We start from the raw sequence: 25,268 nt of genomic DNA, 5'->3' as shown, positions 1-25,268 counted from the left end.
ATAAAGTAGAGCTTTTTGTTATGCACTATCGACATTCTAGAAAGGGCAACAATATGATAAAAATCAATCATCTAACCATCACGCAAAACAAAGATCTACGAGATCTTGTATCTGACCTAACCATGACTATCCAAGACGGGGAAAAGGTTGCTATTATTGGTGAAGAAGGAAATGGTAAATCGACTTTACTACGAGCTTTAATGGGAGAAGCATTATCTGATTTTACTATCAGGGGCGACATCCAGTCTGACCTTCAATCACTGGCCTACATTCCTCAAAAGTTACCTGAGGAGCTAAAAAATAGGACTCTACACGATTACTTCTTTTTGGATTCTGCTGATTTAGACTACAGCATTCTTTATCGTTTGGCGGAGGAGTTGCACTTTGATAGCGACCGTTTTGCTAGCGACCAAGAAATTGGCAGTCTATCAGGGGGCGAAGCTTTGAAAATTCAGCTCATTCACGAGTTAGCAAAACCTTTTGAGATGCTATTTTTAGATGAACCTTCAAATGACCTTGACCTTGAGACGGTTGATTGGCTAAAAAGGCAGATTCGAAAGATTAGGCAAACTGTTATTTTCATTTCCCATGATGAAGACTTTCTTTCTCAAACGGCAGATACTATTGTCCACTTACGACTGGTCAAGCACCGGAAAGAAGCGGAAACACTAGTAGAGCATTTAGACTATGATCGCTACAGTGACCAGAGAAAGGCTAATTTTGCAAGACAAAGCCAGCAAGCTGCTAACGACCAAAGAGCCTATGACAAAACCATGGAAAAGCATCGCCGAGTCAAGCAAAATGTAGAAAATGTGCTTCGTACTACCAAAGACAGTACAGCTGGGCGCCTATTAGCTAAAAAGATGAAAAATGTTCTCTCTCAAGAAAAACGCTTTGAGAAAACAGCTCATTCTATGACGCAAAAGCCACTTAAAGAGGAACAAATCCAACTCTTCTTCTCACATATACAACCATTAGCGGCTTCTAAAGTCTTAATCTAACTGGAAAAAGAAAATTTGTCCATTGGCGAGCGCATTTTAGCTCAGGAGTTACAACTAACTATCCGTGGTCAAGATAAAATCGGTATTATCGGGCCCAATGGTGTTGGAAAATCGACTCTGTTAGCCAAGTTGCAACAACTCCTAAGCGACAAAAGAGAAATTTCGCTTGGTTATATGCCACAAGATTACCACAAAAAACTGGAATTGGATCTATCGCCAGTAGCCTTTCTCAGCCAGACAGGGCAAAAAGAGGAATTACAGAAAATCCAATCCCACTTAGCCAGTCTCAATTTCAGTTATCCAGAGATGCAACACCAAATCCGTTCCTTATCTGGTGGGCAACAAGGCAAACTACTTCTATTGGATTTAGTTCTGCGCAAACCAAACTTTCTCATTCTGGATGAACCCACACGAAATTTCTCTCCCACTTCCCAACCCGAAATCAGAAAACTCTTTGCCTCTTATCCAGGTGGTCTGGTCACTGTTTCGCATGACAGACGTTTCTTAAAAGAGATTTGTACGAGTATCTATCGTTTGACAGAGGAAGGTTTGGAAGTCGTTGATTTACTAGATTTATAACTTTTGAACATAGCAAAAATCCAGAGGCGAACTCTGGATTCTTTGGGCTGTTTGAGCTAACTCAAACAGCTTGAAAGATACTCACTTAATCAGAAGAACAACTTTGTTGCACTTGACTTGACAATTAAGGAAAAAATTGTTTTTCCATCTCTGCCACTTAACTACAAATTAAATAATTTATAACTAGTATTCTTTTTTCTCCATAATCATAACGGACAATTTTACTGCAAGCCCTATGATTAATATGCTTACAACTAAAATTCCTAAGCAAATCATTGATATAGAATTCTTACTAAAAATCTCCATTAGTTCTGCAAGAAAATTTGACTTTTCTTTTAACAGTGTTGATAAAGCAAATATTAAGAAATAAGTGATTACCATAATGAGTCTACCCTTTTCAGCACCATATTTAAGAATAAATGGTAATTGAATGGCAGACATAAGTATACTAGCAGCTAATGTAATTAAAGCAATAAACACTATATTATCCAATGACATTTGATTTTTTGTCATCAACAGTACAAAAATGCAGATTGAACCAACCAAACCAAAGGCAAATGCAAAGAAAAACTTGCTCAACACATAACTGCTCTTTTTTATTGGCATCGAAAATGCAAACTGTTCGAAATTTGATTTTGTATCATAGCCAAAGGCGATTGCAGTAAGTATGAGCGGAATCATTACACATATTAACGGAACCATAAACAATTCATTTTCATAAATTCCATATACAGCCAGTGCAATACTGATAGTAACCGTTAATAATAATGTCTTTTTTAAAGTTGCTATATCTTTCAAAATTAATGATGTCATTATTGTCTCACTCCTTTCACAAAGTAAATCATAATATCCTCAATTGACGGTTTTTGTAACTTGATACCATCAGGTACAAGACTCTTTTTAACAAGTAACTCTTGCCCAAAAGAATGTATTCTTCTTCCTACAATGGCTTCTTCATCAATGTTATTTACTTCTTCATTGGATAAAGTACATATACCGTAGTTTTCTTTTAACTCATCTTTTGTTTCCATAAATAAGATTTTTCCATTGTGGATAAAAGCAATGTAATCTGCCACTTTTTCTAAGTCAGATAAAATATGGGAAGAAATAAGAATTGTATGATTTTCATCTTGCATAAAATCTAATAACAAATCCAAGATTTCCAATCTTACAATTGGGTCAAGCCCACTTGTTGCTTCATCTAAAATCAAAAGTTCAGCATTGTGAGATAAAGCAACAGCCATTGAAAGTTTCATTTTCATACCACGAGAATAGTTTTTAATCATCTTTTTATGTGGTAAATTGAATTTTTCAACGAATCCATAAAACTGCTTTTTATCCCATTTTGAATAAACTCTATGACAAAACTTTTCAACATCGATTAATGTCATTTCTTCCGGCACTAACAAATCATCAAATACCACTCCAAGTTTATCTTTCAGTTCAACACTATTAGGATTTTCCTCATCTAAAAGTCTTATATCGCCAGAGTCTTTTCTTAAAAGCCCAAGTAACAATTTTATAGTTGTACTTTTACCAGCTCCATTCTGTCCGATATATCCAACTATTGTTCCTTTCGGAATAGTAAGATTTACCGGTCCTAGTTTAAAACTGTCAAATGTTTTTACTAAATCTTTAATTTCAATAGCATATTTACTCATATTCACCCTCCACATAACTCTTTAACATTTTTATCAATTCATCACTGGATACATCTGCAATTTCTGAAAGTTCAACTACTTCTTGAAGCTTCGATTCAATTTTCTTTAAGTATTCTTCTCGAATTAGTTCTTTATTTTGTGCTGCAACAAAATTACCTTTTCCTTGTACCGAATTTATAAACCCGTCTAACTCTAATTCATCAAAAGCTCTTTTTGCAGTTAACATACTTACTCTTATTTCTTTCGCTAAGAATCTTATCGAAGGTAGTTGTTCTCCAACTTTCAAATCTCCAGAAATGATTTGTGCTTTAATTTGATTTTTTATTTGCAGATATATTGGTTCATCACTGGAATTATTTATCTGTATATTCATCATCAACCCCCTACTGTTATTTGTGTTTTAACTGTTATTATTATATCATAACAGTTAAAACATTGCAATATCTAAAAAGAAGCAGACAAAAATTTTTTTCCCGCTTCTTCTCATTACTATCTAAATTCTTTCAGCAACTCTCTTAGCTTTTCCAATATCTTATTTCTTCTCTTTATGAGAGCTGGATGAGATATTTTTTTCATTTCAGCCACCAAACGAATAGTTTCATCATTGAAATAAAGTCTATCAATGATTTCTCTTTCTTCATCATTTAATTTTGATAGTGCATCTCGCACTGCCTCAATCATCCTCTGTGTCTGAACGTTTTTATCTACATCAAAACCCTCATCAACTATACTATCCTCAAAATGTCCATCATTTTCAAAAGACGAGAAAAAAGCAGGTGATTTCTTCTATCCACCTGTTTCAAATATTTTTCGGCTCTATAATATTTGTAGTGGGTAAATCCCCTATGGATATTATGGAGCTTATTTTAGCTTTTCTTCAACCCACTACAGTTGACAAAGAGCCATTTTTTCTACATATGTTTCAAACGCTCAATTCGTTCTGAGATAGGTGGGTGGGTGTAAAATAGTTTTTGGAGTCCGCCACCTTTCTTGGGATCATTGATATAAAGAGCGCTACTGGCATCGTCAACATGTTGATGCATCGGCTCGCTATTCTCCAACTTACGCAAGGCATTGATCATCCCTTGAGGATTGCGAGTCAGCTCCACACTGGATGCATCCGCCAAAAATTCCCTCTGACGGGAAATGGCTAGTTGCACCAAGGTTGCTGCGAGAGGTGCTAGAACAATGGCTAAGAGAGAGATAACAAGCATGATAATCTCCAAACCATTTCCATCACGATCATTATCACTCCGTCTGCGACCTGCGCCTCCCCACCACATCATCCGTCCTGCCATACTAGACAGAAGGGTAATGGCACTGGCAAGGGCGACAGCAATGGTCGAAATGCGAATATCGTAGTTTCGGATATGGCTGACTTCATGACCCATAACAGCTTCTAGCTCCTCGCGATTCATGATAGCTAAGAGACCCGACGTTGCTGCTACTGCGGCATTCTGCGGATTCGAACCTGTTGCAAAGGCATTTAAAGATGAATCCTCAATGATGAAAACACGCGGCATGGGAATCTGAGCGACCATGGCCATATCTTCTACTACATGGTAGAGGTCTGGTGCTGTTTGCTCATCAACCTCACGCGCCCCATTCATAGACATGACAATCTCTGTCGATTGAAAGATCATGGTCAGAGCGTAGATAAGGCCGATAATCAAGGCAATAATCATGCCACCAAGACCTGAGCGCATAAAGAGATAGCCAACCGCATAACCAACCAAGGCCAAGAGTAGGAAGAAAACCAGCAACAAAATCCAGGTTTTTCGTTTATTGCTCGCAATTTGATCAAACAACATCTTAGTCACCTAAACCGCTAAAGTCAACTTTAGGAACTGCCTTTTCCTCTTCAGGTGTTTGAAGGAAGTCTGCAGCTTTAAAGCCAAATAGTCCTGCGATGATGTTACTTGGGAAGCTTTCAAGTTTTACATTGTAGTTGCTGACAACACTGTTGTAGAGTTGGCGTGAATAAGAAATTTTATTTTCTGTATTGGTCAACTCTTCTTGCAATTTGATAAAGTTAGCACTAGCTTTCAAGTCTGGGTAATTCTCTGCTACTGCAAAGATACCAGAAATCTGGCGGGTAAGGGCATCACTGGCCTTCATAGCTTCTGCCGGTGAAGTGGCTGCGGCTACTTGTCTACGAAGTTCTGTTACTTTTTCCAAGGTAGAACCTTCATATTTCGCATAGCCTTTGACTGTTTCAATCAAGTTTGGGAGGAGATCATTACGACGCTTCAACTGAACATCGATCTGGCTCCAAGCCTCCTTGGTCTGCATACGATTTTTAACCAAACCGTTATAGCTAACAATCACAAAAATAACAATCAGAGCCAAAACTCCAAGAATAATCCAAGTCATAATCTTATTCCTTTCTTCTTTTAGATTACTACCAGTATATCAAATTTTTAATGAATATGGTAAAATAAGATGATACTAGAGAAGGAAACTACTATGAAACCAGAAACATTTTACAGCCTACTAGCTGAGCAAAATCTTCCACTTTCTGACCAGCAAAAGAACCAATTTGAACGCTATTTTGAGCTCTTGGTCGAGTGGAATGAAAAGATTAACCTGACCGCTATTACAGATAAAGAGGAAGTTTACCTTAAGCACTTTTATGATTCGATTGCCCCCATCCTGCAAGGTTTGATTTCAAATGAAACTATCAAACTTCTTGATATCGGGGCTGGGGCAGGATTTCCTAGTCTACCCATGAAAATCCTCTATCCTCAGTTAGATGTGACCATCATTGATTCGCTCAATAAGCGCATCAACTTCCTTCAGCTTTTGGCTCAGGAGTTGGATTTGGATGGTGTTCACTTCTACCATGGACGGGCAGAAGACTTTGCCCAAGACAAGAACTTCCGTGCCCAGTTTGATGTGGTGACGGCTCGTGCGGTTGCCCGTATGCAGGTTTTGTCTGAGCTGACCATTCCCTATCTTAAAGTCGGTGGCAAACTATTGGCACTCAAGGCCAGCAATGCGCCCGAGGAATTGCTAGAAGCCAAGAACGCTCTCAACCTCCTCTTTAGCAAGGTAGAGGACAACCTCAGCTATGCCCTACCAAATGGAGATCCGCGCTACATCACGGTCGTCGAAAAGAAAAAGGAGACGCCTAACAAGTACCCAAGAAAGGCTGGCATGCCCAACAAACGCCCACTTTAAACAATGGTGCACCCTTGTTTAAAGTTCAGAAAATGATTTACAAAATCATACCCCGCTCTCGTATTTCTGGGCTCGGGAAAAAATGATTTACAAAACGGACCTCGCTCTCACATTTCTGGGCTCGGGAAAAAATGATTTACAAAATCATTTTTTTCTGCTATACTATCACAAGCAAAGGTTTTTAATGTCATCCTGTGAGGTGACGAAGGCGCAGATTTATATAAATTTTTAAAAGATAGCTATTTTTTAAAAAGTCTTACTCTGAGGGCCTATTGCTGCAAAATAATGGGCTCTTTTTTGGTGCCCAAAAGTGAGGTTTTTATGAAACAGGAATCAACTGTTGACTTGTTACTAGACGTTGATCAACGTCCTTCTGCTGGTAAAGGAATTCTTCTAAGCTTCCAGCACGTGTTTGCCATGTTTGGTGCAACCATTCTCGTTCCCTTAATTTTGGGAATGCCCGTATCGGTTGCTCTCTTTGCATCCGGTATTGGAACACTTATCTACATGATTTCTACTGGCTTTAAGGTTCCAGTTTACCTAGGTTCTTCATTCGCCTTTATCACGGCTATGTCTTTAGCCATGAAAGAAATGGGGGGCGATGTATCTGCTGCTCAAACGGGGGTAATCTTGACTGGTTTGGTCTATGTCCTTGTAGCAGCAAGTGTTCGTTTTGCAGGTACGAAATGGATTGATAAACTCTTGCCACCAATTATTATCGGACCTATGATCATCGTTATCGGTCTTGGTCTTGCTGGTTCTGCTGTAACGAATGCTGGACTTGTAGCAGACGGAAACTGGAAGAACGCTCTTGTAGCTGTCGTGACGTTCTTGATTGCCGCCTTTATCAATACAAAAGGAAAAGGTTTCCTTCGTATCATTCCTTTCCTCTTTGCCATCATCGGTGGTTATATCTTCGCTATGATGCTTGGTTTGGTTGACTTTACCCCAGTCCTTCAAGCAAACTGGTTTGAAATTCCTGGTTTCTACTTGCCATTTAGCACTGGTGGTGCCTTTAAAGAGTACAACTTGTACTTCGGTCCTGAAACAATCGCCATCTTACCAATCGCTATTGTAACCATTTCAGAACACATCGGAGACCACACAGTTTTAAGTCAAATCTGTGGCCGTCAATTCCTGAAAGAACCAGGACTTCACCGTACGCTTCTCGGTGATGGTATCGCGACATCTGTATCAGCCTTCCTAGGTGGACCAGCTAATACGACTTACGGAGAAAATACAGGAGTTATCGGGATGACTCGTATCGCTTCTGTCTCTGTTATCCGTAACGCGGCCTTCATCGCGATTGCTCTTAGCTTCCTAGGGAAATTCACTGCCTTGATTTCAACCATTCCAAATGCTGTGCTTGGTGGCATGTCCATCCTTCTCTACGGAGTTATCGCCAGCAATGGTTTGAAAGTTTTGATTAAAGAACGCGTTGACTTCAGTCAAATGCGTAACCTCATCATTGCTAGTGCCATGTTAGTACTTGGACTTGGGGGAGCCATCCTCAAACTTGGCCCAGTTACACTTTCAGGTACTGCTCTATCAGCCATGACAGGAATCATCTTGAACTTGATTTTGCCACACGAAAATAAAGACTAATCATCTATACACAAAAAATCCACTCGATTGAGTGGATTTTTTAATTACTTACTCTTTATTTCCAACAGTAAATCTTTCAATGAAATAATGGTCACGGCTAGTAAAATCATGGCCATACCGACAAAATCAATCGCATAAAACTGTTCCTTCATAATCAGAAAGGCAAAGAAAACGGCAGAAATTGGCTCTATGGAAGCCAATAAACTAGACTTAACAGGGCCTATCAGACTAGCTCCCTTTAGGAAAGCTGTATAGGCAAAAACCGTTCCGATGATGATAATCCCAGCAAATGCAAAGAGAAAATCTAAGCTGGTTGGTATGCTAGCCTGTAAGACTCCTGTAAAGGGAATAGCCACTACACCAGAAATAACCATCCCGACACCAATCACCAAAATACTGCCCCACTTCTTAATCAAAGCAATAGGAAGGATGATATAGAGGGCATAGGTCAAGGCTGAAAAGAGGCCCCAGAACAGACCTAGGGATGTGACAGATAACTGGTCAACTTTCCCGTGCGTTGCAATCAGAAAAGTTCCTCCTATAGCCAATCCAATCGAAATAATCTCAGCTAGAGTCGGAGCTACCTTCTCCTTGATACAAGTATAAATCAAGATCCCAACGGGGCATACATACTGGAGAACTGTCGCAGTTCCAGCATTGGTTTCCTGAATGGCAGAAAGATAGGCAAACTGGTTTAAGAAAAGTCCAAAAACTGCAAATAGCAACAGAGATAGTAGACTTTTTCTGTCTTTAAAAAAAGCATAGAGTTTATCCTTTGAAGTCGCATAGGATAAGATTACTAGTGCCAAACCTGCAATGATAAGTCGTAAATTGGTCAAGACTAGAGCGGAAATCCCGTGTGCCATTAGGTATTGGCCACTGGTTCCAGACAAGCCCCAAGCAATCCCTGCCACTACTGTATACAGAGTTCCTTTTACGGTTTTTGACATGCTTCTTCCTACTCCTCTTGACGAATCATTTCCATCACTTGGTTTCGATCGACTATCCACTGGGCACGCTCATCCTTCTCATACGTTCGATTGGATAGAAAGATAGCCGCTTCCTGCTTCTCCCGATTCCACATAATGAAGGTACCTGTATAACCCGTATGGTCAAGCCAAGCTCCTTCCAGATTCCAGGCTAGAGACCGCTCCTTATCATCTAAAGGAGAAAAATTTCGGCTCAATTCTGCAGCAAAATAATCTTTCAAGTAATGTTCCAGAAAGATCTGCAAATCCTTAACAGTCGAAAACAAACCAGCACTTCCAGCGTGTTTCCCTAATAGACGAGCTTTGGGATCGTGAATGATTCCGGCCTCTACTCCTCTCACTGTTGGTACAGCTTGCTCAACGGGGCCGAACTTGGTCTCCTTCATCCTCCATGCTTCCAAAACTTGTTTTTTTATAATCTGATCCAAATCTTGGTCAAAGATTTTTTCCAAAAGAAAGCCCAAGAGTAAAAAATGAACGTCCGAGTATAGGAAGGCTGGCTGATTTCGTCTGTTGAGGTGAAACATGGCTTCTCTTAATTCCTCTGCACTTAACTTGTCTCGATTGGGAATAAAGGGGTCCAAATCTGTGGCATGGGTCAGAAGTTGCCGTATGGTAATATCTGGGTAATCACACCCCGGTAAAAAATCCGTCACTGGTTGATCAATATCGAATTTGCCCTGCTGCCACAAGTAGGTAAAAACCGTCCCCACTCCCACGACCTTGCTCACACTAGCAAGATCATAAACCAAACCGCTTTCTGTCTTGAAGCCCCGTTCTGGATCACTCAATCCTAGATAAGACTCTTTCCATTCACCATCCTTATAATACGCAAAAGAGGCCCCGGGATAAATCCCTGCCTCGATTTGATTTTCTATTTTTCTTAGAATTTTTTCCAACTTCATGCTTCTTCAAACCACAATTCAATGTTATTGGTATCTTTACCAAGGAAGAATTTTTCAGACTTAGGGACAAAGTAGCCTGTCTTTTCAAATTTCTGACGAAGACTGGTTAGATCAAAATTTCTTACTAAAAATTTCAACATCGACAGGTCCCAAGTGACATTGTTTTCAACAGCCAAATCTGCTCCTTGCCCTTTAGTAAAGGTGATTGCTTGCGCTACTCCTTCAGAATCAAGTAAACTCTCTGTTCTTTCAGGCAAACGCAACTCCATAGAAACCTCAAATTGACTCACATATTTTATACTTGTATTTGAATAAAATTCAGGAACAGTTTCCAGTGGAACCAAATCTCTTACATCATTTTCTGCATGAACAAGGATCACATCCTCTTCAGGAGAAACAATCTCAAAAGCATACCCTCGGTTTCCTTTAAATAAGCGAGGAAGAGACTTCATTTGAGAAAGAAGGGCCTCGATTTCAGAAGGATTTTCAACCTTTATCAAGAGTCTAGCTAGCTTCTTAAGACCTTCAACTTTGCGTGTTCGCATACTTGGAGCCTCTTCTAAAATCAATCTCTCCGTAGCTGTCTGATCGCCTAGGGAAATAAAGGCAGACTCTTCCAGCAAAGGTTTCATCCCCAAGATTTCAATGTAAAATCTTTCATTTAATTTTCGATTATTAACTTTCAAAGTCGGAACGATCCGAACAATCTCATTCACATTCATAAATTCCTCCAACTCTTTTATTTTAAAGGATTTTCGAATATTTTACAAGCCATATCTATTTTATTTAGAAATTCTATAACAAAAAAACTGGGATTCCCCAGTTTCATTTCTTATAGGTAAAGTAGTTTGAATAGTGCTACTGCTGCAATACCCGCTAAAATTGGAGCTACAACTGGAACCCATGCATACCACCATTTTGAATCACCCTTATGTTGACCAAGAACTGATTTTGGAAGGAGTTCGTGAAGAAGACGTGGTCCGAAGTCACGAGCTGGGTTCAAACCAGGTCCAGTAGGTCCACCAAGTGAAGCTACCAAAGCCAGCACTAGGAAACCAAGTGCCAAGTGTGCAATTCCAAGACCTGGTGCCAAAAATGGAGCGGCTTGGTTTTTTGCTTGCTCAAGCGCTGCTGTTACTTGTTCTTGAGGAATTGTTGTTCCTTGCGCTGCAGCTTGAGCTACTTGGTCATTAATTGTCGCCTGAGCTTTCGCTACTAATTCAGCACCAAAGAAGTTTTTAGTCAAACCAAGTGCTGCAAAGAAAAGAACGAATGAACCTACAAACTCATTGAGGAAGCCGTTAACAGTAGCTGCAAAACGTGATTCTTTTGTACCGTGGTCAATGCTTGAAATTGTTGAGAAGGTACCCAAGATATTGTTTGGATTTTCTGTCTTCAAGTAGTAAGGACGGTGAGTCGCTACAACCAAAGCTTGACCAAAGATTGCTCCCAAAACTTGTGCTAGGATGTAATATGGTACTTGCTCCCAAGAGAAAAGTCCACTAACAGCAAGTCCAAGAGTGAAAGCTGGGTTGATGTGGTTACCAGATACATTACCAAACATCAAAGCTGGGATCATAACCCCCATACCATAACCAACCGCGATAACGAGCCAGCCACTTTGGTGACCTTTCGTACCTTTAAGTTCAACGTTAGCAACTGCACCATTACCAAGAATGATCAAAATAGCAGTTCCCAAGAATTCTGTGGCATATTTAATAGCCCATGTAAAATCCATTTGATAGATTCTCCTTAAATTTTTTTAGACAATCCTTATTCTATCAATTTTTAGGCCTTTTAGCAATATCTTTTCTAAAAGAATCTATGGAAAACGCTTTATTTAACTTATCTTTAAGAAAAGGACAAAAGAAGTCAAACTCCTTTTGTCCTAATCGTTATTCTTGACGTTGACCAAAGTCTACAATCATCTGCTCCATCTCTTGGCGACTAGGAGTGGTCAACATATAAAGGTAATCCCCTTGTAGCTCTGCAAAGGCTGCTGGCATGATTTTTTTGACCTTGAATTGCTGGCTGTACTTAGCAAGAAGGTCCTCTTCTGAATAGACATAATTTGCATTGGCACGACGTGATGTAGCTAAACAGTATTGTGGTTCAAACTCTGATGCTGGGAACTCTTCACCTGCAACAATCGCCGCATAACCTCGGTAGAGATCCAAGGAGTGAGCGAAGTTATAAACATCAATGGTAAAGCCACCTGCAGGACGGTTATTGTACTCAATGGCAATGTAGTCGTCCCCGTCACGGAAAAACTCGATATGGAAAAAGCGCTCTTTCATACCAAATTCCTTGACAATGGCTTCACCATACTTACGCAATTTTGGATCCATATCCTTGAGCACATAGTAGGAATTGTCCATCTTATAAATCATCAGATCAAGTGGTGTATGGGCATAATCGAAAGTCGTTGAAAAGACGATGTTGCCATCCTTGTCCACAAGTCCGTCAAAAGTACAGATTTCGCTAGAAGTGACAAATTTCTCAAAGAAATACACGGTTGAATGGTCCCATTCAGCCTTAAAGTGATTTACATCCTCTTCTGTCTCAAGCTTAAAGGTTGCTGCCGCTCCCACTCCATTATCAGGTTTGGCAATCATTGGTAGACCGATTTCGTTCACTGCTTTATCCACATCTGCTTCCGTCTGGATAACAGTACCAGGTACCACAGGGACACCTGCTTTTTTGAAAAGTTTCTTCATCTCAGACTTAAACTTGGTCTTTTTGAGATCCTCTGGTTTGGCACCAAAGACATTGAATTGCTCTCTGAGTGTTGCGTCCAGCTCAAGCCAGTATTCATTGTGAGATTCGATGCGGTCGATTGGTCCATGCTTGTAGAACAGAAAAGCTACTGCACGCTTGACTTCGTCTATGTTTTCAAGATTGTCCACACGGAAATACTCAGTTAGGCTATTTCGCAAAGGTTCATCTAGTTGTTCGTAGGGCTCCTGACCAATTCCCAAGACTGTGATGCCTTTATTAGCTAGCTCGATTGTAAACTGTTGGAAATTTTGCGGATAGTAGGGAGAAATAACAAGATAATTCATAGGCAACTCCTTTTATAGATACAGGTGTCCAAGAAAATAGGGCATTTGTTTACGCCACCATTCCCAGTCGTGAGCGACATCGTGTCCCCATTCAGCAAACCAGGCTGGAATTTGTTTCTGGTCAAAGGCTTCTTTAAGCTTGTAGAAGGATGGCAGACCATCTTGTTCCCAAGCACCGAGACCCGTACAGACGACAATCTCCGCCTGACGGTAACGATCGATAAACCATCCGTCGTTTTGATTCCAGATATAATCTACAGGTGAGTTTTGGTAAATTGCATCGTCATTGTAGTAATCGCCAACGAAGAAACGTGCGTCGTAAACACCACTGAGGGCAATCACCTTGGTAAAGACATCTGGATGCTGAAGAAAGAAATTGAGTGCATGATAGGCCCCCATCGAGCAACCTGTCGTCATCATGCCATCAAACCAACCTGTCTTGTGCTTGATAAAAGGAATGGCCTCCTCAATCACATAGCGTTCGTAGGCGCGGTGCATCTCCGCCTGGTCATGACCATTTTTCCAAGTAGCCAGCCAGCTCTCACTGTCAACACTGGAGAGAGTAAAGAACTGCACTCGCCCTTCCTCGATAAAGGAAGCACAGGCGTCAATCATGCCAAAATCATAGTATTCGTTGTGACTACCACCAGATGAAGCAAAAACAACAACTGGAATCCCAGCGTGTCCATAACGGTTAAGGTACATTTCACGGTTGAGGTGACCACTCCAGTGGCTGAGGTTTTCAATATGCATTGGCTTTCTCCTTTCTTAACTTACCATTTCTCTGCAAAAAATCGGAGACAGTCTGGTAAATTTTCCGACCAAGGTATTTCACTATGGATAGCACCAGACTGAACTTTCAAGACAAGATTATCCAAGTGTACTCCACCTGCAATCAAATCACGGTAATAACGAAGCGACGAGTCGATATAGGCTTGCTTGATATTGCCAGCCATCAAGGTCTTGTCCGTATCGTCTGCTTCTTCTGTTCCTACATAGATGAAAATGCGCTGTTCAGGCGACAATTTCTTACGCTCGATATAGCGGTTAAAGGATTCTTGGTGAAGCCAGTTAGCAGATGAGAAGACGCCTAGACAACCAATTCGGTCTTGGTACTCTAGTCCGATAAATTGGGTAATATTGCCTCCTAGTGAAGAGCCAATCATAGCCGTATGCTGCCGATCAGCTTTAGTACGGTAGGTCTCATCGATAAAAGGCTTGACCACCTCCATGACAAACTCGGCATACTCCACACCCTTACCACCAAACTGCTGGCCTGGGATAGGAGATTCTTGAAACTTCCAAGCCGCATACTCATTCATCCGCCCCATGCCGTCATTATCTATAGCAACGACAATCATGCGACTGATGTCAGGATTTCGTTTAATTGCTGGAATAATCTTCCAAGAGTGTCCAATATAAGACTCCTTACTGTAAAAGACATTTTGCCCATCATGAAAGTAAACAACTGGGTAAAAACGGTCGGTGTCTTTCTCGTAGTCCTTAGGCAGAAGCACACGCACACGACGCTCTTTTCCAGTATAAGGAACTTTAAGTTTGTGTTCTTTCATTTTTAAGTAAAAGTAGGAATGATTCATTGTCAGAAAACTCTCTATATTCAAAATTTTATCTCATTATACCATAAAAATAGAAAAAAAGTCAGTAATTGTCCATTTTAAGGATAAATAACTAACTTTTTTCATTTGTTTTTCTGAATTCTTCTGGATTTTCTGATTAGAGGAGATTATCAATTAACTCATCGACAGCATCTTTTTCAGCTTGAGGCGTGATCTTAGTGATCATAATCCCAGCCACTGCTCGCTCAACCAAGCCTTCAACATCCATGCGTTTTTCATACTGCTCTGCATTCTCTATCTTAGGATTGGTCTTAGGACGGTCAGGCGCAAAAATAGTACAGCAGTCTTCAAAAGGCTGGATTGAAATTTCAAAGGTATCGATTTCCTGCGCGATGTCAATGATTTCCAACTTGTCCATGGTAACCACGGGACGAATGATGGGAGTGCTAGTCACAGCGTTGATAGTCTGCATGCTTTCCAAGGTCTGGCTGGCTACTTGACCAAGACTTTCCCCATTGATGATGACTAAACCATTTCGTACCTCACGGATACGGTCGGTAATGCGCATCATAAAACGACGAGTCAAGGTCATGAGGTAGGCTTCTGGCGCCTTAGCCTTGATTTCCTCTTGAATCTCTGTAAAAGGCACCTCGATAAACTGGATATTGCCCCCAAACTTGGTCAATTTCCGAGTCAAATCGTGGGCTTTCTTGAGGGCACCAGGACTTGTGTATGGCGGACTGGCAAAGTGAACCGCCTCAATATCTACACCACGTTTAAGAGCTAGATAACCAGCTACAGGTGAGTCAATCCCTCCTGACAACATGAGCATACCTTTACCAGAACTTCCCACAGGTAATCCTCCTGCTCCACGAAAAGTTTCATAGGAAAGATAGGCAGCCTCTTCACGAATCTCAACCTGAAGATTAATATCTGGATTTTTCATCTGAGCTTGCACGTTTGGAATAGCCTCGAAAACAGCTCCACCAAGAGTTTGATTCAGTTCACGACTATCCAATTCAAAGTTGTGGTCGCTACGCTTGCTAGTGATTTTAAAGGTCATCCCTTCCTTATAGATTTCCTTCATAATCTCTTGGACAGCAGACTTCAGAACGTCCACTGACTTTTCAATCTTATACACAGGAGAAAAATTTTGAATTCCAAAGACTTGTTTGAGCGATTCTGCAACTGCTGTGTAATCTGCTCCATTGAGGTAAGCGTGGGCACGGTCGCGATCTGCGGTTACCTTAACCTGGGGATAGATAGACAAAACGTCTGAAATATTATTACGAAGTTTATTAATGAAACGCATACGATTTTTGTGCTTGGTTGACAATTCTCCGTAACGAATCATAATTTCTGAATACTGCATAAATGCTCCTATCTTACTTTTCTAGTTTGATTGTAAATTAATTTTAGCTTGGTCAAAAACTGCTCGACCTGACTCATATCATTTTCCAAGTCTAGGCTTAGACGCACAGCTGACTGGGCCTTATCCTTTTCCACTCCCATTGCAATCAAGGTCCCCGCAGGTTTTCCTGCCTTGGACGAACAAGCAGAGGTTGTGGAAATGAAAATGTCATAGTCTTCAAAAGCGTGAACAATGACTTCACCACGAACACCTTTAATCCCAAAAGTCAGGATATGAGGGGCAAAGTCTTCCTCATCTGAAAAGACAAAAATATCTGGATAATCCAGAAGGGCTTGGCGAATGACTGCCTTCATCTGCCCCGTCTTGCTAGTAAAAACAGCTAACTTTTCCATAGACAAACGGAGGGCCTTGGCTGTTGCTGCGATCCCTGCCACATTTTCAGTTGTCGAACGATAGTCTCCCTCTTGACCGCCACCTGTTAAAAGAGGCATGATCCTCTTACCAGACTTGATATAGACAAATCCAACACCTCTGACACCATGAAACTTATGACTTGAGAAGGTCGCGAAATCCACTCGATCTGTCAGATAGTTTTCAGTTGGAATTTTAGCAAGTGCCTGAACCGCATCAACGTGGAAGGAAATGGTCGGCTTATCTGCCAAAAGTTCTGAGATAGCCTCAATAGGCTGGATAGAGCCAATTTCGTTGTTAACTGCCATGATGGAGACGAGAGTCGTATCAGGACGTATCAAATCTGCTAATGCTTCAACATCCACAAATCCTCTGCTATCAACTGGAGCAAAATCTATCTCAAAACCTTGACTTTTCAGCCAAAGGGCTGACTCCTTGACTGCTGGATGCTCAATAGCTGATACGATGATATGCTTGCCATACTGGGCTTTTTCAAAGGCCACACCCTTGATGACCCAGTTATCCCCTTCTGTTCCACCAGAGGTAAAGAAGATTTCATCACTTTTCTTGCCAATCAAATCTGCAATTTGCTGCCGGGAAGCATCTAAAATTCGTGTTGCCTGATCTCCCAAACGATGGAGACTAGACGGATTTCCTACAATTTTTGAAGCGACCTGCATGTAAGTTTCAAGTGCTTCAGGATAAGGCTTGGTTGTCGCCGAATTATCAAAGTAGATCATGTTTTCTCACGCTTTCTAAAATCACTCCTTCTATTGTATCACGAAAAGAGACCTGCGACAAGAAAGGGAGGTTTCTCTTTTTTTAAGATTTTTTTAAAGAAATGAGGTATAATAAATCATAATTAAAGGAGAGTATCATGTCTAACTATCGTAGAACTTCAAAACCAAAAACAGAACACATCAAAAAGGGATTTACTGTCTTTCAAAAAACGATTGCTACCATCGGTAGTATCCTTGGCCTAATCACTGCTACTATTACCATCATGAACGCTATGGATAATAACAAAAACAACAAAAAAGAACCGACGACAACTCAAACAACTGTTGTCAAGGAAATTCAAAAAGAAGCCCCTCAGGAAAATACTACTCCTAACAGGGACAACACTTCTACTAAAGAAAATACCACGCAAGAAGGAACTTCTCAATCCAATAAAAAAGAAGAGAAAAAAGAAGAGCAGAAAACAACAACTCAGGATCCTTCTACACCTTCCTCAACAAAAGAAACAAGCGATAATGGAACACAGTCAAATACGACGAGTTCTGAAACTAAAACGAACCAGTAATCAAAAAAATAGCTTCTTTCCAAATTTGGAAAGAAGCTATTTTTTTATTGTTGCAATACTTTTCGTGGTTTGGTTCCCTCAGCTGGACCGATGACACCTGCCATTTCGAGTTCTTCCATAAGGCGGGTCGCACGGTTAAATCCAACTGACAAACGACGCTGAATCATCGAAGCGCTAGCTTTCTGAGTTTCGATAACCAAAGCCTTAGCTTCTTCAAAAAGCGGATCGCCGCCAGCTTCACCATGAGAAAAATCTCCTTCATTTTCAGGGACATCTCCTGGGTCAAAGCTGTCATCGTAGTCCGCATCTGCCTGAGCCTTGATGAAGTTTACGATGCGTTCAACATCATCATCCGAAATAAAGGAGCCTTGTAGACGGACTGGGTGATTTTCATCAATTGGTTTAAAGAGCATATCTCCTCGACCGAGCAATTTTTCTGCTCCATTTTCATCCAAGATGGTTCGCGAATCTGTACCTGATGAAACTGCAAAAGCCACACGAGATGGGACATTGGCCTTGATAAGACCAGAGATGACATCGACTGATGGACGCTGTGTTGCGAGAATCATGTGAATCCCTGCAGCACGCGCCTTCTGTCCGAGACGAATGATAGCATCTTCCACTTCCTTGCTAGCCACCATCATAAGGTCAGCCAACTCATCTACAATGACAACAATCAAAGGTAGGGGTATTTGTTTGTACTCAGATTGGCTATTAAATTCCTCGACCTTGGCATTGTAACCAGCGATATTTCGTACTCCAACCTTAGCAAAGAGTTCATAACGGTTTTCCATCTCATCCACCACCTTTTGGAGAGCCTTGCTGGCCTTGCGTGGATTGGTCACAACTGGAATCAAGAGGTGAGGAATGTCATTGTACACCGATAACTCAACCATCTTTGGATCCACCATCATAAACTTGACCTGATCTGGTCTTGCTTTCATGAGAATGCTGGCGATAATACCGTTAACTGCGACTGACTTCCCTGATCCCGTCGAACCTGCAACAAGTAGGTGGGGCATCTTGGAAAGGTCAAAGGTGCGAGCAGTTCCATTGACCGCCTTCCCTAGAGGAATTTCGAGGAGATTTTCTGGTTTAGTCTGAGACTGTTCCCAGAGTTCACGGAAGGAAACGGTCGCAATCTCAGAGTTGGGTACTTCAATTCCGACTAAGGATTTACCAGGGATTGGAGCCTCAATCCGAACATCCTTGGCCGCCAGAGCTAGCGCTAAGTCGTCTGCCAGATTGGAAATGCGGTTAACCCGTACACCGACTGCTGGCTTGACTTCATACTTGGTAACTGATGGTCCTATTTCAGCCCGTTCCACCGTCACCTTGATACCAAAGCTAGCAAAGGTTTCTTCTAGGATTTTGATATTTTCTCGAACAATCTTCTTTTCCTTGGACTGATCTTTGGGTTTATCTGGTGCAAAGAGTTGCAAGCTTGGTAGCTTGTATTCGAGGGCTTCCTTGGCAGAAAAATCAACCTGTACCTCTTCATCCTCAAAATCCTCTTCCACATCAGGAACGTCAAAATCTGTTTGAGGGAGGATAATCTCCGGTTCAATCCATTCTTCCTCAGGAATTGGTGGGAAATCGTAGTCTGGTACCTCTGATAAGATTTCTCCCGTTTCAGGATCTACAGGAGGAAGCGGCAGCGCATCCTGTTCTTCTTGTTCTCTCTGAATTCTGGCTGCTTGTTCAGCTTCTTGACGAGCCTTCTCTTCTTCTCTCTTGATAAAGCGTTCCTGTTTTCTCTGTTCCTGTTTTTCCATGAAGGATCTGAACTGAGCTCCAATAAAGGCTGCGACATCATAAATAGACCAAGGACTAACCAAGAGTGCCCCAACTAGAATCAAGAGAACTCCAATAAAGTACGATCCGATATTGGAGAAAAGAAAGGATATGGGGATATAGAGTCCAACACCAAGCAAGCCTCCACCGGCGAAGCTAGTCACCCGCATACCAGTCAGGTCCGTCATAACTTGAGACAGGGTCGCTTTTAGAACTGACTGCTCCAAGCCATATTTCCATACCAAGTAGGCCTCAAAAATCAAGAGCAAGCCAGCGAAGATACAAAGAAATCCTGACAGAAGTCCCTCTTGCTTGCGGATCCATTTAAAAAGAAAAAGATAGATGAGGAGGCCACCAATGGCCACATAGGCCAAACTTCCGACAACCAGTCGAATGAGATTGTAAAGAGTGACACCTGCTGCACCGAGTTTGAGGGCTGCAATAATCAATAACAAGGCAATTCCTAAGGAAATCAACATCCTCTGGATAGCCTGTTTTCTTTCGAGTTCTGCTTTAGACGGTCTCCGTCTTGTTTTTGTAGTATTCTTGTTTGCCATTCTTTTATTATACCATATTTCACAGCCATTTCGAAAAGAGAAAAAGATTGCACCAAATGGTAACAATCTTTCTATTCTAATCCATTTTATGCTTGTGGTTTGCGTAGATAACCATAAACCACACCACTTACGATTGCACCAACCAAGACAAAGGCAAGGTAGAGAAGGGCATTTGAAGTAAGAGCGATGACGAAGATTCCTCCGTGTGGCGCCATGAGTTTGATTCCTGCAAGACCAACGAGTCCACCTGCTACTGCCGAACCAAGGATGAAGCTTGGGATCGCACGAGCTGGGTCTGCTGCACCAAATGGGATCGCTCCTTCAGTGATGAATGACAAGCCCATGATGATGTTTGTCAAACCAGAGTTACGTTCTTCTTTGGTAAATTTATCTTTAAAGAGAAGGGTTGCGACAAAGATGGCAAGTGGTGGAACCATTCCTCCAGCCATAACTGCTGCCATAGCTACAGAACCACCTGAAGAAACAGTCGCTGCAAGCGTACCTGTACCAAAGACATAAGCCGCTTTATTAACTGGTCCACCCATATCAACAGCCATCATGCCTCCAAGAACGATACCAAGAAGGACAGCTGAACCTCCTCCAAGACCGCCTAGGAAGTCATTCATAGCAGTGTTGATTGCTGCCATTGGAATATTGACAGCCAACATAACAAATCCTGTTAAGATTGTTCCAAAAAGTGGCAAGAGAAGGATTGATTTAGCACCTTCAAGTGAACGAGGAACTTTAACGTATTTCTTGATAGCAAGAACCAAGGCTCCTGCGATAAATCCACCAACAAGGGCACCTAGGAAACCAGATGAGACACCTGAGAGAGTTGAAGTTGCTTCACCACCTGCAGCATAAGGAATTTTACCAAAGGCAAAACCTTCTTTGGCAATAGCACCAGCCACGAAACCAGCTACCAAACCTGGTTTTTCAGCGATAGAGTAGGCTACATATCCTGCAAAGACTGGAAGCATCAAACCAAAGGCTGCGCCACCGATTTTCATGAACATTGAAGCGAGTTCATGGTAGGATCCGAGATTGCCAAGACTATCCTGTGGCACACCAAAAGCTCCGTCGATTAAGAAGGCGAGGGCAATCATGATACCACCACCGATAACGAATGGTAACATTTGAGATACACCACTCATCAAGTGTTTGTAGAAAGCTCCACCGATACTTTGTTTTTCATTAGATGCTGTTGCAGCTTTTGCTCCATTAGCAGCACGATAAACTTCAGCATCTCCTGAAAGAGCCAAGTTGATCAGCTCTTCTGTCTTACGGATACCGTCTGCAACTGGACGGTTAACCAAAGGTTTTCCATCAAAGCGATCCATCTCTACAGCCTTGTCAGCAGCGATGATAACAGCTTTAGCCTTGCGGATGTCCTCTACAGTTAGTTGGTTACCAACACCGCTAGCTCCGTTTGTTTCAACCTTAATCCCAACACCCATTTCAGCAGCCACTTTTTGAAGGGCTTCTTGAGCCATGTATGTGTGGGCAATACCTGTCGTACAAGCTGTAACAGCTACGATAAAGTCGTCAGAGTCATTAGCAGGTACTTGAACAGGCTCCTCAGCTTTTTCTGAAGCTTGGTTAAAGAGTTCGATAACTTGATCTGCAGATGTTACTTGACGAAGTTTGTCAGCAAATCCGTCTTTCATCAAGTATTGAGACAATTCTGCCAAGGCTGCCAAGTGAGTATCATTGGCACCTTCTGGAGCTGCAATCATGAAGAAGAGATCTGTTGGTTGCCCATCTAAGCTTTCGTAGTCAACACCCTTGTTTGACTTAGCAAAGAGAACCGTAGCTTCTTTAACTGCAGAGTTCTTGCTGTGAGGCATAGCGATTCCATCACCCAAACCAGTGGAAGTTAGAGCTTCACGCGCTAAGATTCCTTCTTTAAAGGTTTCAAAATCCGTCACGTAACCGTGATCTACCAAACTTTTAATCATCTCTTCGATGACAGCTGTTTTTTCAGTTGCCTGCAAATCCAGCAACATGACATCTTTTCTCAATAGGTCTTGAATTTTCATCGTTTTTCTACCTCAACTTTTTCATATGTTTCTTTAATATATTCCGCTGTTGCCAAGTCATCCGAGAAGGTCGTTGCTGTTCCACAAGCTACTCCCCATTTGAAGGCTTCTACTGCGTCTTTAGATTTTACAAATTCACCTGTAAACCCAGCGACCATAGAGTCACCAGCCCCGACTGAATTTTTCACAGTTCCCTTGATAGGTTTGGCGAAGTATGCTCCCTCGGATGTGACAAGAAGGGCACCGTCCCCAGCCATGGAGATAATAACGTTTTGAGCTCCTTTGGACAGTAACTGACGAGCATAGTTCTCGATTTCATCTAAACTTTCGAGTTTCACTCCAAAGATAGCTCCAAGCTCGTGATTGTTTGGTTTAACCAAAAGTGGCTGGTAGTCTAAACTATCAATCAAGGTCTGTCCTTCAAAGTCACAAACCACTTGCGCACCAGTCTGGCGTGTCAAGGCAATCAAATCTTTGTAGATAACATTACCTAGATTCTTAGCACTCGAACCTGCAAACACCACCGTATCTTCTGCAGTCAAACTAGACAAAATAGCTTTCAGCTCTTCTAACTGAGCCGGTTCCACATTTGGACCAGTTCCGTTGATTTCTGTTTCTTGGTCTGCTTTAATCTTGACATTGATGCGAGTATCTTCTGCTACTTGGACAAAACGCGTCTCGATTTCCTCTTCTGCCAAAGTATCTGTGATAAATTTACCAGTAAAACCTCCGATAAATCCAGTCGCAGTATTAGGAATATCCAAGCGCTTCAAAACACGACTGACATTGATTCCTTTCCCACCAGCAAACTTATCATCACTGTCCATACGATTGACACTGCCGACTTGAACTTGGTCCAAGCGAACGATATAGTCTATGGATGGATTAAGTGTGACTGTATAAATCATACCTCTATTACCTCCGTTTTCTTCTTAATAGCCTGCAAGAGCTCATGCCCTTGACTTGTGATGACAATAGCGCGTTTAAGCGGTGCTACCTTGGCAAAGCAAGTTTGACCAATCTTTGACGAATCCACCAAGACATAGGTTTGTTTGGCATTCTCCAAAATAGCACGCTTCACGGCTCCCTCCTCCATATCTGGAGTCGTATAATAACCATCGTCGACACCATTCATCCCAATAAAGGCACGGTCAAAGTGCAATTGATTAATTTGGTTAAGAGCAACACCACCGATACATGCATCTGTTGCCATCTTGACACTTCCTCCAACCATGACAGTTGGAATCTGTTTTTCAACCAACTGAACCGCATGGTGAATGGAGTTGGTCACAACTGTAATATTCTTATTAACCAATTCCTTGATTAAAAAAGCAGTTGTCGTTCCAGCATCGATAAAAATGACATCTTTTTCCTTAATAAGAGAGGCTGCTTTCTGAGCCAGTAGCTTCTTCTCTTGAAGGTTTTTGACAGATTTTTCTTGGATGGTTTCTTCTTCCTGCAAGGAGTGGGGCAATTCTGCTCCACCATGCACACGGCGAAGTTTGTTTTCCGCCTCCAACTCGTCCAAATCTCTTCGTACTGTCGATTCTGATGTTTCTAATAGACTAACCAATTTTTCTAGGGAAACTACATGATGTTGATTTAACTCCTCTAAAATCAGTTGCTTCCGCTCAGTTTTTAACACCAAATCACCTCCTGTTATCGTTTACACTATTCATTCTAGCACATTCTCTACTAAAGTCAAGCATTTTTTATCATTTTCTTTCAAATTCTATCATTTTTCTTATTTCCAAAATTTTTATTGCAAGATAAGTGGCTTTATGGTAGACTATTTGAGTAAGTATTGGAAGATTACTCAAGAGGCTTAAGAGGCCGTGTTGGAAACGCGGTAGGCGTGTAACAGCGTGCGTGGGTTCGAATCCCATGTCTTCCGTAGAAAAAAGAAAAACTGCACCTCAATGCAGTTTTTTTATCGTTCTAAGAACAATATATAGAAATGAAAGGCTGAGTTACTCTAACTATCACATCACATTTTTCTGTATCCTTCCCTATCCTAATTCATAAAAAAACAAGTAGTTTATTAAGACTACTTGTTTTTCTTTTAAATCTTAGGATTAGATATTGCTTTTATCTTTTTTATCTGAAGATTTGTCTGTTGATTTATCAGTGGATTTATCAGTGGATTTATCTGAAGATTTATCAGAAGACTTGTCTGTAGATTTGCTCTTAGATTTTGTAGAGTTCTTACGATCAATCTTATCATATCCCTCAGTAGTATCCATTAACTCAGTTGATAAAGTACGATAATCTTCTTGAGAAATCAGCCAGTTTCCATCCTTATCCTTGGTTAGTTTGATTTCTGTATCAAAATCTCCAGTAGTAAGAGGTGTAAGAGCAGCTTCAGCATCTACATCACTGTAGGTAGCAAAATCTTTTCTGAAGAGGTGTTCGTAAATCCAATATGTCACCAATGTTTGGTAACGCTTAATGTCGACGTTTGAACCAGCTTGGTTGTACTTACCTAGGTTATCGATACCACCAATAAGAATTGTTAGAACTTCTCGAATTGATGAAGTCAACCCTTTAGAATGCAACTTCTTAGAGTTAAAAGTAACAGTCGCAGTATTACCTGATTCATCAACCTTCACATCTTTAACAGTGTAAGAACCGATATCTTGGAATAACTTGCGTTTCATCTTCAAGAAACCTGAAATGGTTTCTTCTGGAGTTTCTACAGGGAAATCTTTGTGCCATTGTACTGAGTAGGTAGATGCAGGTGAAAGCCCTTCTTCTTTGATTTTTTCACTTGTTTGCACTGCAAAAATGGCCTCAGTCCATTTTTCATAGGTTTCGCCATAAATCTTTTTAAATCGACTAGAGTCGCTAGTGAGAACTGAGTCTAAGAGAATTTCAGCATCTTTTGTAACTTTTTCTTTAACTTCTGCTGCTTCATCTTTCTTCTCAACTTGTTCCGTATTCTCCTTGTTGTCAGAAGAAGCTTCAGATGACTGATTAGAAAATACAGAACATGCACCCAAGACAACCGTCGAAAGTGCTAAGATACTTAGTAACTTGATCTTTTTCATGTTTCACCTCATTATGAAAATTTACTCTTGGAGACTACCTCCAAGGATAGTTATTTAGAAAAACACTGGGTTTATCTAACGGAGAATGGGGGATTCGAACCCCCGCGCCAGTTATCCGACCTAACGATTTAGCAAACCGTCCTCTTCAGCCTCTTGAGTAATTCTCCACTAACATACTAGAATAAA

At 41.2% G+C, this 25,268-nt stretch carries 22 protein-coding genes, 2 tRNA genes and 2 pseudogenes; 5 read left to right on the top strand and 21 right to left on the bottom strand.

Translation table 11 applies throughout. The annotated features are described in order from the left end of the window. Positions 1–20: 20 nt before the first annotated feature. Positions 21–1,580, top strand: a pseudogene (locus B7723_RS09975) (ATP-binding cassette domain-containing protein). Between the two features lie 183 nt (positions 1,581–1,763). Here the strand turns inward: B7723_RS09975 and B7723_RS09970 are convergent. From B7723_RS09970 to B7723_RS09945, 6 genes and pseudogenes are all read right to left on the bottom strand, one after another. Next, entirely contained in the window at positions 1,764–2,393 is a 630-nt protein-coding gene (locus B7723_RS09970) for an ABC-2 transporter permease (RefSeq protein ID WP_000202415.1), read from the bottom strand. Then, on the bottom strand, positions 2,393–3,241 hold the full coding sequence (locus B7723_RS09965) for an ABC transporter ATP-binding protein (protein WP_084849331.1): 849 nt from the start codon (positions 3,239–3,241) through the stop codon (positions 2,393–2,395). Before B7723_RS09965 ends, B7723_RS09970 begins: the two co-directional genes overlap by 1 nt. Next, a complete protein-coding gene (locus tag B7723_RS09960) occupies positions 3,234–3,614 on the bottom strand; it encodes a GntR family transcriptional regulator (RefSeq protein WP_001025497.1) in 381 nt (126 codons plus the stop codon). Before B7723_RS09960 ends, B7723_RS09965 begins: the two co-directional genes overlap by 8 nt. A gap of 116 nt (positions 3,615–3,730) precedes the next feature. Continuing rightward, positions 3,731–4,092: pseudogene (locus tag B7723_RS09955) on the bottom strand (RNA polymerase sigma factor). 60 nt (positions 4,093–4,152) lie between these two features. Continuing rightward, positions 4,153–5,052 (bottom strand): zinc metalloprotease HtpX, encoded by a 900-nt coding sequence (htpX, locus tag B7723_RS09950; RefSeq protein ID WP_049490791.1) that lies wholly within the window; start codon positions 5,050–5,052, stop codon positions 4,153–4,155. Between the two features lies 1 nt (position 5,053). Continuing rightward, positions 5,054–5,614, bottom strand: a complete 561-nt coding sequence (locus B7723_RS09945; RefSeq protein WP_000219838.1) for a LemA family protein — start codon at positions 5,612–5,614, stop codon at positions 5,054–5,056. A 93-nt stretch (positions 5,615–5,707) separates the two neighbouring features. Between B7723_RS09945 and rsmG the strand changes: the two genes are divergently transcribed. After that, on the top strand, positions 5,708–6,421 hold the full coding sequence (gene rsmG, locus B7723_RS09940) for a 16S rRNA (guanine(527)-N(7))-methyltransferase RsmG (protein ID WP_000801953.1): 714 nt from the start codon (positions 5,708–5,710) through the stop codon (positions 6,419–6,421). A 321-nt stretch (positions 6,422–6,742) separates the two neighbouring features. Further along, positions 6,743–8,026 carry a uracil-xanthine permease family protein gene (locus B7723_RS09935; RefSeq protein WP_000808282.1) on the top strand — a complete coding sequence of 428 codons (1,284 nt, stop codon included), beginning with the start codon at positions 6,743–6,745 and terminating at the stop codon, positions 8,024–8,026. Positions 8,027–8,070: 44 nt separating this feature from the next. Here B7723_RS09935 and B7723_RS09930 read toward each other — a convergent pair whose 3' ends face one another. From B7723_RS09930 to B7723_RS09890, 9 genes are all read right to left on the bottom strand, one after another. Continuing rightward, entirely contained in the window at positions 8,071–8,976 is a 906-nt protein-coding gene (locus B7723_RS09930; protein ID WP_084849332.1) for a DMT family transporter, read from the bottom strand. An 8-nt stretch (positions 8,977–8,984) separates the two neighbouring features. Next, on the bottom strand, positions 8,985–9,920 hold the full coding sequence (locus B7723_RS09925; RefSeq protein ID WP_084849333.1) for a serine hydrolase domain-containing protein: 936 nt from the start codon (positions 9,918–9,920) through the stop codon (positions 8,985–8,987). Beyond that, entirely contained in the window at positions 9,917–10,642 is a 726-nt protein-coding gene (locus tag B7723_RS09920) for a CppA N-terminal domain-containing protein (protein WP_045592079.1), read from the bottom strand. Before B7723_RS09920 ends, B7723_RS09925 begins: the two co-directional genes overlap by 4 nt. A 110-nt stretch (positions 10,643–10,752) precedes the next feature. Then, positions 10,753–11,658, bottom strand: a complete 906-nt coding sequence (gene gla, locus B7723_RS09915) for an aquaglyceroporin Gla (RefSeq protein WP_084849334.1) — start codon at positions 11,656–11,658, stop codon at positions 10,753–10,755. Between the two features lie 157 nt (positions 11,659–11,815). After that, positions 11,816–12,982 (bottom strand): ATP-grasp domain-containing protein, encoded by a 1,167-nt coding sequence (locus B7723_RS09910; RefSeq protein WP_084849335.1) that lies wholly within the window; start codon positions 12,980–12,982, stop codon positions 11,816–11,818. A gap of 12 nt (positions 12,983–12,994) precedes the next feature. Beyond that, complete coding sequence (locus B7723_RS09905; protein WP_042902431.1) at positions 12,995–13,735, bottom strand: esterase family protein; 741 nt, start codon at positions 13,733–13,735, stop codon at positions 12,995–12,997. Positions 13,736–13,755: 20 nt separating this feature from the next. Beyond that, a complete protein-coding gene (locus tag B7723_RS09900; protein ID WP_084849336.1) occupies positions 13,756–14,580 on the bottom strand; it encodes an alpha/beta hydrolase in 825 nt (274 codons plus the stop codon). Positions 14,581–14,716: 136 nt separating this feature from the next. After that, entirely contained in the window at positions 14,717–15,931 is a 1,215-nt protein-coding gene (thiI, locus tag B7723_RS09895) for a tRNA uracil 4-sulfurtransferase ThiI (protein WP_084849337.1), read from the bottom strand. Positions 15,932–15,939: 8 nt separating this feature from the next. Then, a complete protein-coding gene (locus tag B7723_RS09890) occupies positions 15,940–17,082 on the bottom strand; it encodes a cysteine desulfurase family protein (protein WP_084849338.1) in 1,143 nt (380 codons plus the stop codon). A 137-nt stretch (positions 17,083–17,219) separates the two neighbouring features. Between B7723_RS09890 and B7723_RS09885 the strand changes: the two genes are divergently transcribed. After that, positions 17,220–17,645: a DUF6556 family protein gene (locus B7723_RS09885; protein WP_084849339.1), complete on the top strand. Its 426-nt coding sequence runs from the start codon at positions 17,220–17,222 to the stop codon at positions 17,643–17,645. 44 nt (positions 17,646–17,689) lie between these two features. Here B7723_RS09885 and B7723_RS09880 read toward each other — a convergent pair whose 3' ends face one another. The 4 genes from B7723_RS09880 to B7723_RS09865 form a co-directional block, all read right to left on the bottom strand. Then, positions 17,690–19,996, bottom strand: coding sequence for a DNA translocase FtsK (locus tag B7723_RS09880; RefSeq protein ID WP_084849340.1), 2,307 nt, complete (start codon positions 19,994–19,996; stop codon positions 17,690–17,692). 86 nt (positions 19,997–20,082) lie between these two features. Then, a complete protein-coding gene (locus B7723_RS09875; RefSeq protein ID WP_084849341.1) occupies positions 20,083–22,035 on the bottom strand; it encodes a PTS fructose transporter subunit IIABC in 1,953 nt (650 codons plus the stop codon). Further along, entirely contained in the window at positions 22,032–22,943 is a 912-nt protein-coding gene (gene pfkB, locus B7723_RS09870) for a 1-phosphofructokinase (protein ID WP_084849342.1), read from the bottom strand. The genes B7723_RS09875 and pfkB overlap by 4 nt, the downstream gene beginning before the upstream one ends. Beyond that, positions 22,940–23,680 (bottom strand): DeoR/GlpR family DNA-binding transcription regulator, encoded by a 741-nt coding sequence (locus B7723_RS09865; RefSeq protein ID WP_000920645.1) that lies wholly within the window; start codon positions 23,678–23,680, stop codon positions 22,940–22,942. The genes pfkB and B7723_RS09865 overlap by 4 nt, the downstream gene beginning before the upstream one ends. Before the next feature lie 161 nt (positions 23,681–23,841). On the opposite strand from B7723_RS09865, the gene B7723_RS09860 reads away from it, so the two are divergent. Continuing rightward, positions 23,842–23,929: transfer RNA gene (locus B7723_RS09860), tRNA-Ser, on the top strand. Between the two features lie 181 nt (positions 23,930–24,110). Here B7723_RS09860 and B7723_RS09855 read toward each other — a convergent pair. Beyond that, a complete protein-coding gene (locus tag B7723_RS09855; RefSeq protein ID WP_084849343.1) occupies positions 24,111–25,082 on the bottom strand; it encodes a hypothetical protein in 972 nt (323 codons plus the stop codon). 79 nt (positions 25,083–25,161) lie between these two features. Then, positions 25,162–25,249: transfer RNA gene (locus B7723_RS09850), tRNA-Ser, on the bottom strand. Positions 25,250–25,268 lie beyond the last annotated feature (19 nt).

Origin of the sequence: Streptococcus oralis subsp. oralis, assembly GCF_002096435.1 — a bacterium.
GTDB classification, from domain to species: Bacteria; Bacillota; Bacilli; order Lactobacillales; family Streptococcaceae; genus Streptococcus; species Streptococcus oralis_AA.
This window is presented reverse-complemented; position numbering and strand designations above follow the sequence as displayed.

Excerpts from the sequence above, each read along its gene's own strand:
- B7723_RS09970 (WP_000202415.1), bottom strand. The coding sequence starts at position 2,393 with ATGACATCATTAATTTTGAAAGATATAGCAACTTTAAAAAAGACATTA.
- B7723_RS09960 (WP_001025497.1), bottom strand. The coding sequence starts at position 3,614 with ATGAATATACAGATAAATAATTCCAGTGATGAACCAATATATCTGCAA.
- B7723_RS09920 (WP_045592079.1), bottom strand. The coding sequence starts at position 10,642 with ATGAATGTGAATGAGATTGTTCGGATCGTTCCGACTTTGAAAGTTAAT.
- B7723_RS09880 (WP_084849340.1), bottom strand. The coding sequence starts at position 19,996 with ATGGCAAACAAGAATACTACAAAAACAAGACGGAGACCGTCTAAAGCA.
- B7723_RS09875 (WP_084849341.1), bottom strand. The coding sequence starts at position 22,035 with ATGAAAATTCAAGACCTATTGAGAAAAGATGTCATGTTGCTGGATTTG.
- B7723_RS09930 (WP_084849332.1), bottom strand. The coding sequence starts at position 8,976 with ATGTCAAAAACCGTAAAAGGAACTCTGTATACAGTAGTGGCAGGGATT.
- B7723_RS09945 (WP_000219838.1), bottom strand. The coding sequence starts at position 5,614 with ATGACTTGGATTATTCTTGGAGTTTTGGCTCTGATTGTTATTTTTGTG.
- B7723_RS09965 (WP_084849331.1), bottom strand. The coding sequence starts at position 3,241 with ATGAGTAAATATGCTATTGAAATTAAAGATTTAGTAAAAACATTTGAC.
- B7723_RS09910 (WP_084849335.1), bottom strand. The coding sequence starts at position 12,982 with ATGAATTATCTTGTTATTTCTCCCTACTATCCGCAAAATTTCCAACAG.
- gla (WP_084849334.1), bottom strand. The coding sequence starts at position 11,658 with ATGGATTTTACATGGGCTATTAAATATGCCACAGAATTCTTGGGAACT.
- B7723_RS09890 (WP_084849338.1), bottom strand. The coding sequence starts at position 17,082 with ATGATCTACTTTGATAATTCGGCGACAACCAAGCCTTATCCTGAAGCA.
- htpX (WP_049490791.1), bottom strand. The coding sequence starts at position 5,052 with ATGTTGTTTGATCAAATTGCGAGCAATAAACGAAAAACCTGGATTTTG.
- pfkB (WP_084849342.1), bottom strand. The coding sequence starts at position 22,943 with ATGATTTATACAGTCACACTTAATCCATCCATAGACTATATCGTTCGC.
- B7723_RS09905 (WP_042902431.1), bottom strand. The coding sequence starts at position 13,735 with ATGCATATTGAAAACCTCAGCCACTGGAGTGGTCACCTCAACCGTGAA.
- rsmG (WP_000801953.1), top strand. The coding sequence starts at position 5,708 with ATGAAACCAGAAACATTTTACAGCCTACTAGCTGAGCAAAATCTTCCA.
- B7723_RS09885 (WP_084849339.1), top strand. The coding sequence starts at position 17,220 with ATGTCTAACTATCGTAGAACTTCAAAACCAAAAACAGAACACATCAAA.
- B7723_RS09855 (WP_084849343.1), bottom strand. The coding sequence starts at position 25,082 with ATGAAAAAGATCAAGTTACTAAGTATCTTAGCACTTTCGACGGTTGTC.
- B7723_RS09925 (WP_084849333.1), bottom strand. The coding sequence starts at position 9,920 with ATGAAGTTGGAAAAAATTCTAAGAAAAATAGAAAATCAAATCGAGGCA.
- B7723_RS09935 (WP_000808282.1), top strand. The coding sequence starts at position 6,743 with ATGAAACAGGAATCAACTGTTGACTTGTTACTAGACGTTGATCAACGT.
- thiI (WP_084849337.1), bottom strand. The coding sequence starts at position 15,931 with ATGCAGTATTCAGAAATTATGATTCGTTACGGAGAATTGTCAACCAAG.
- B7723_RS09900 (WP_084849336.1), bottom strand. The coding sequence starts at position 14,580 with ATGAATCATTCCTACTTTTACTTAAAAATGAAAGAACACAAACTTAAA.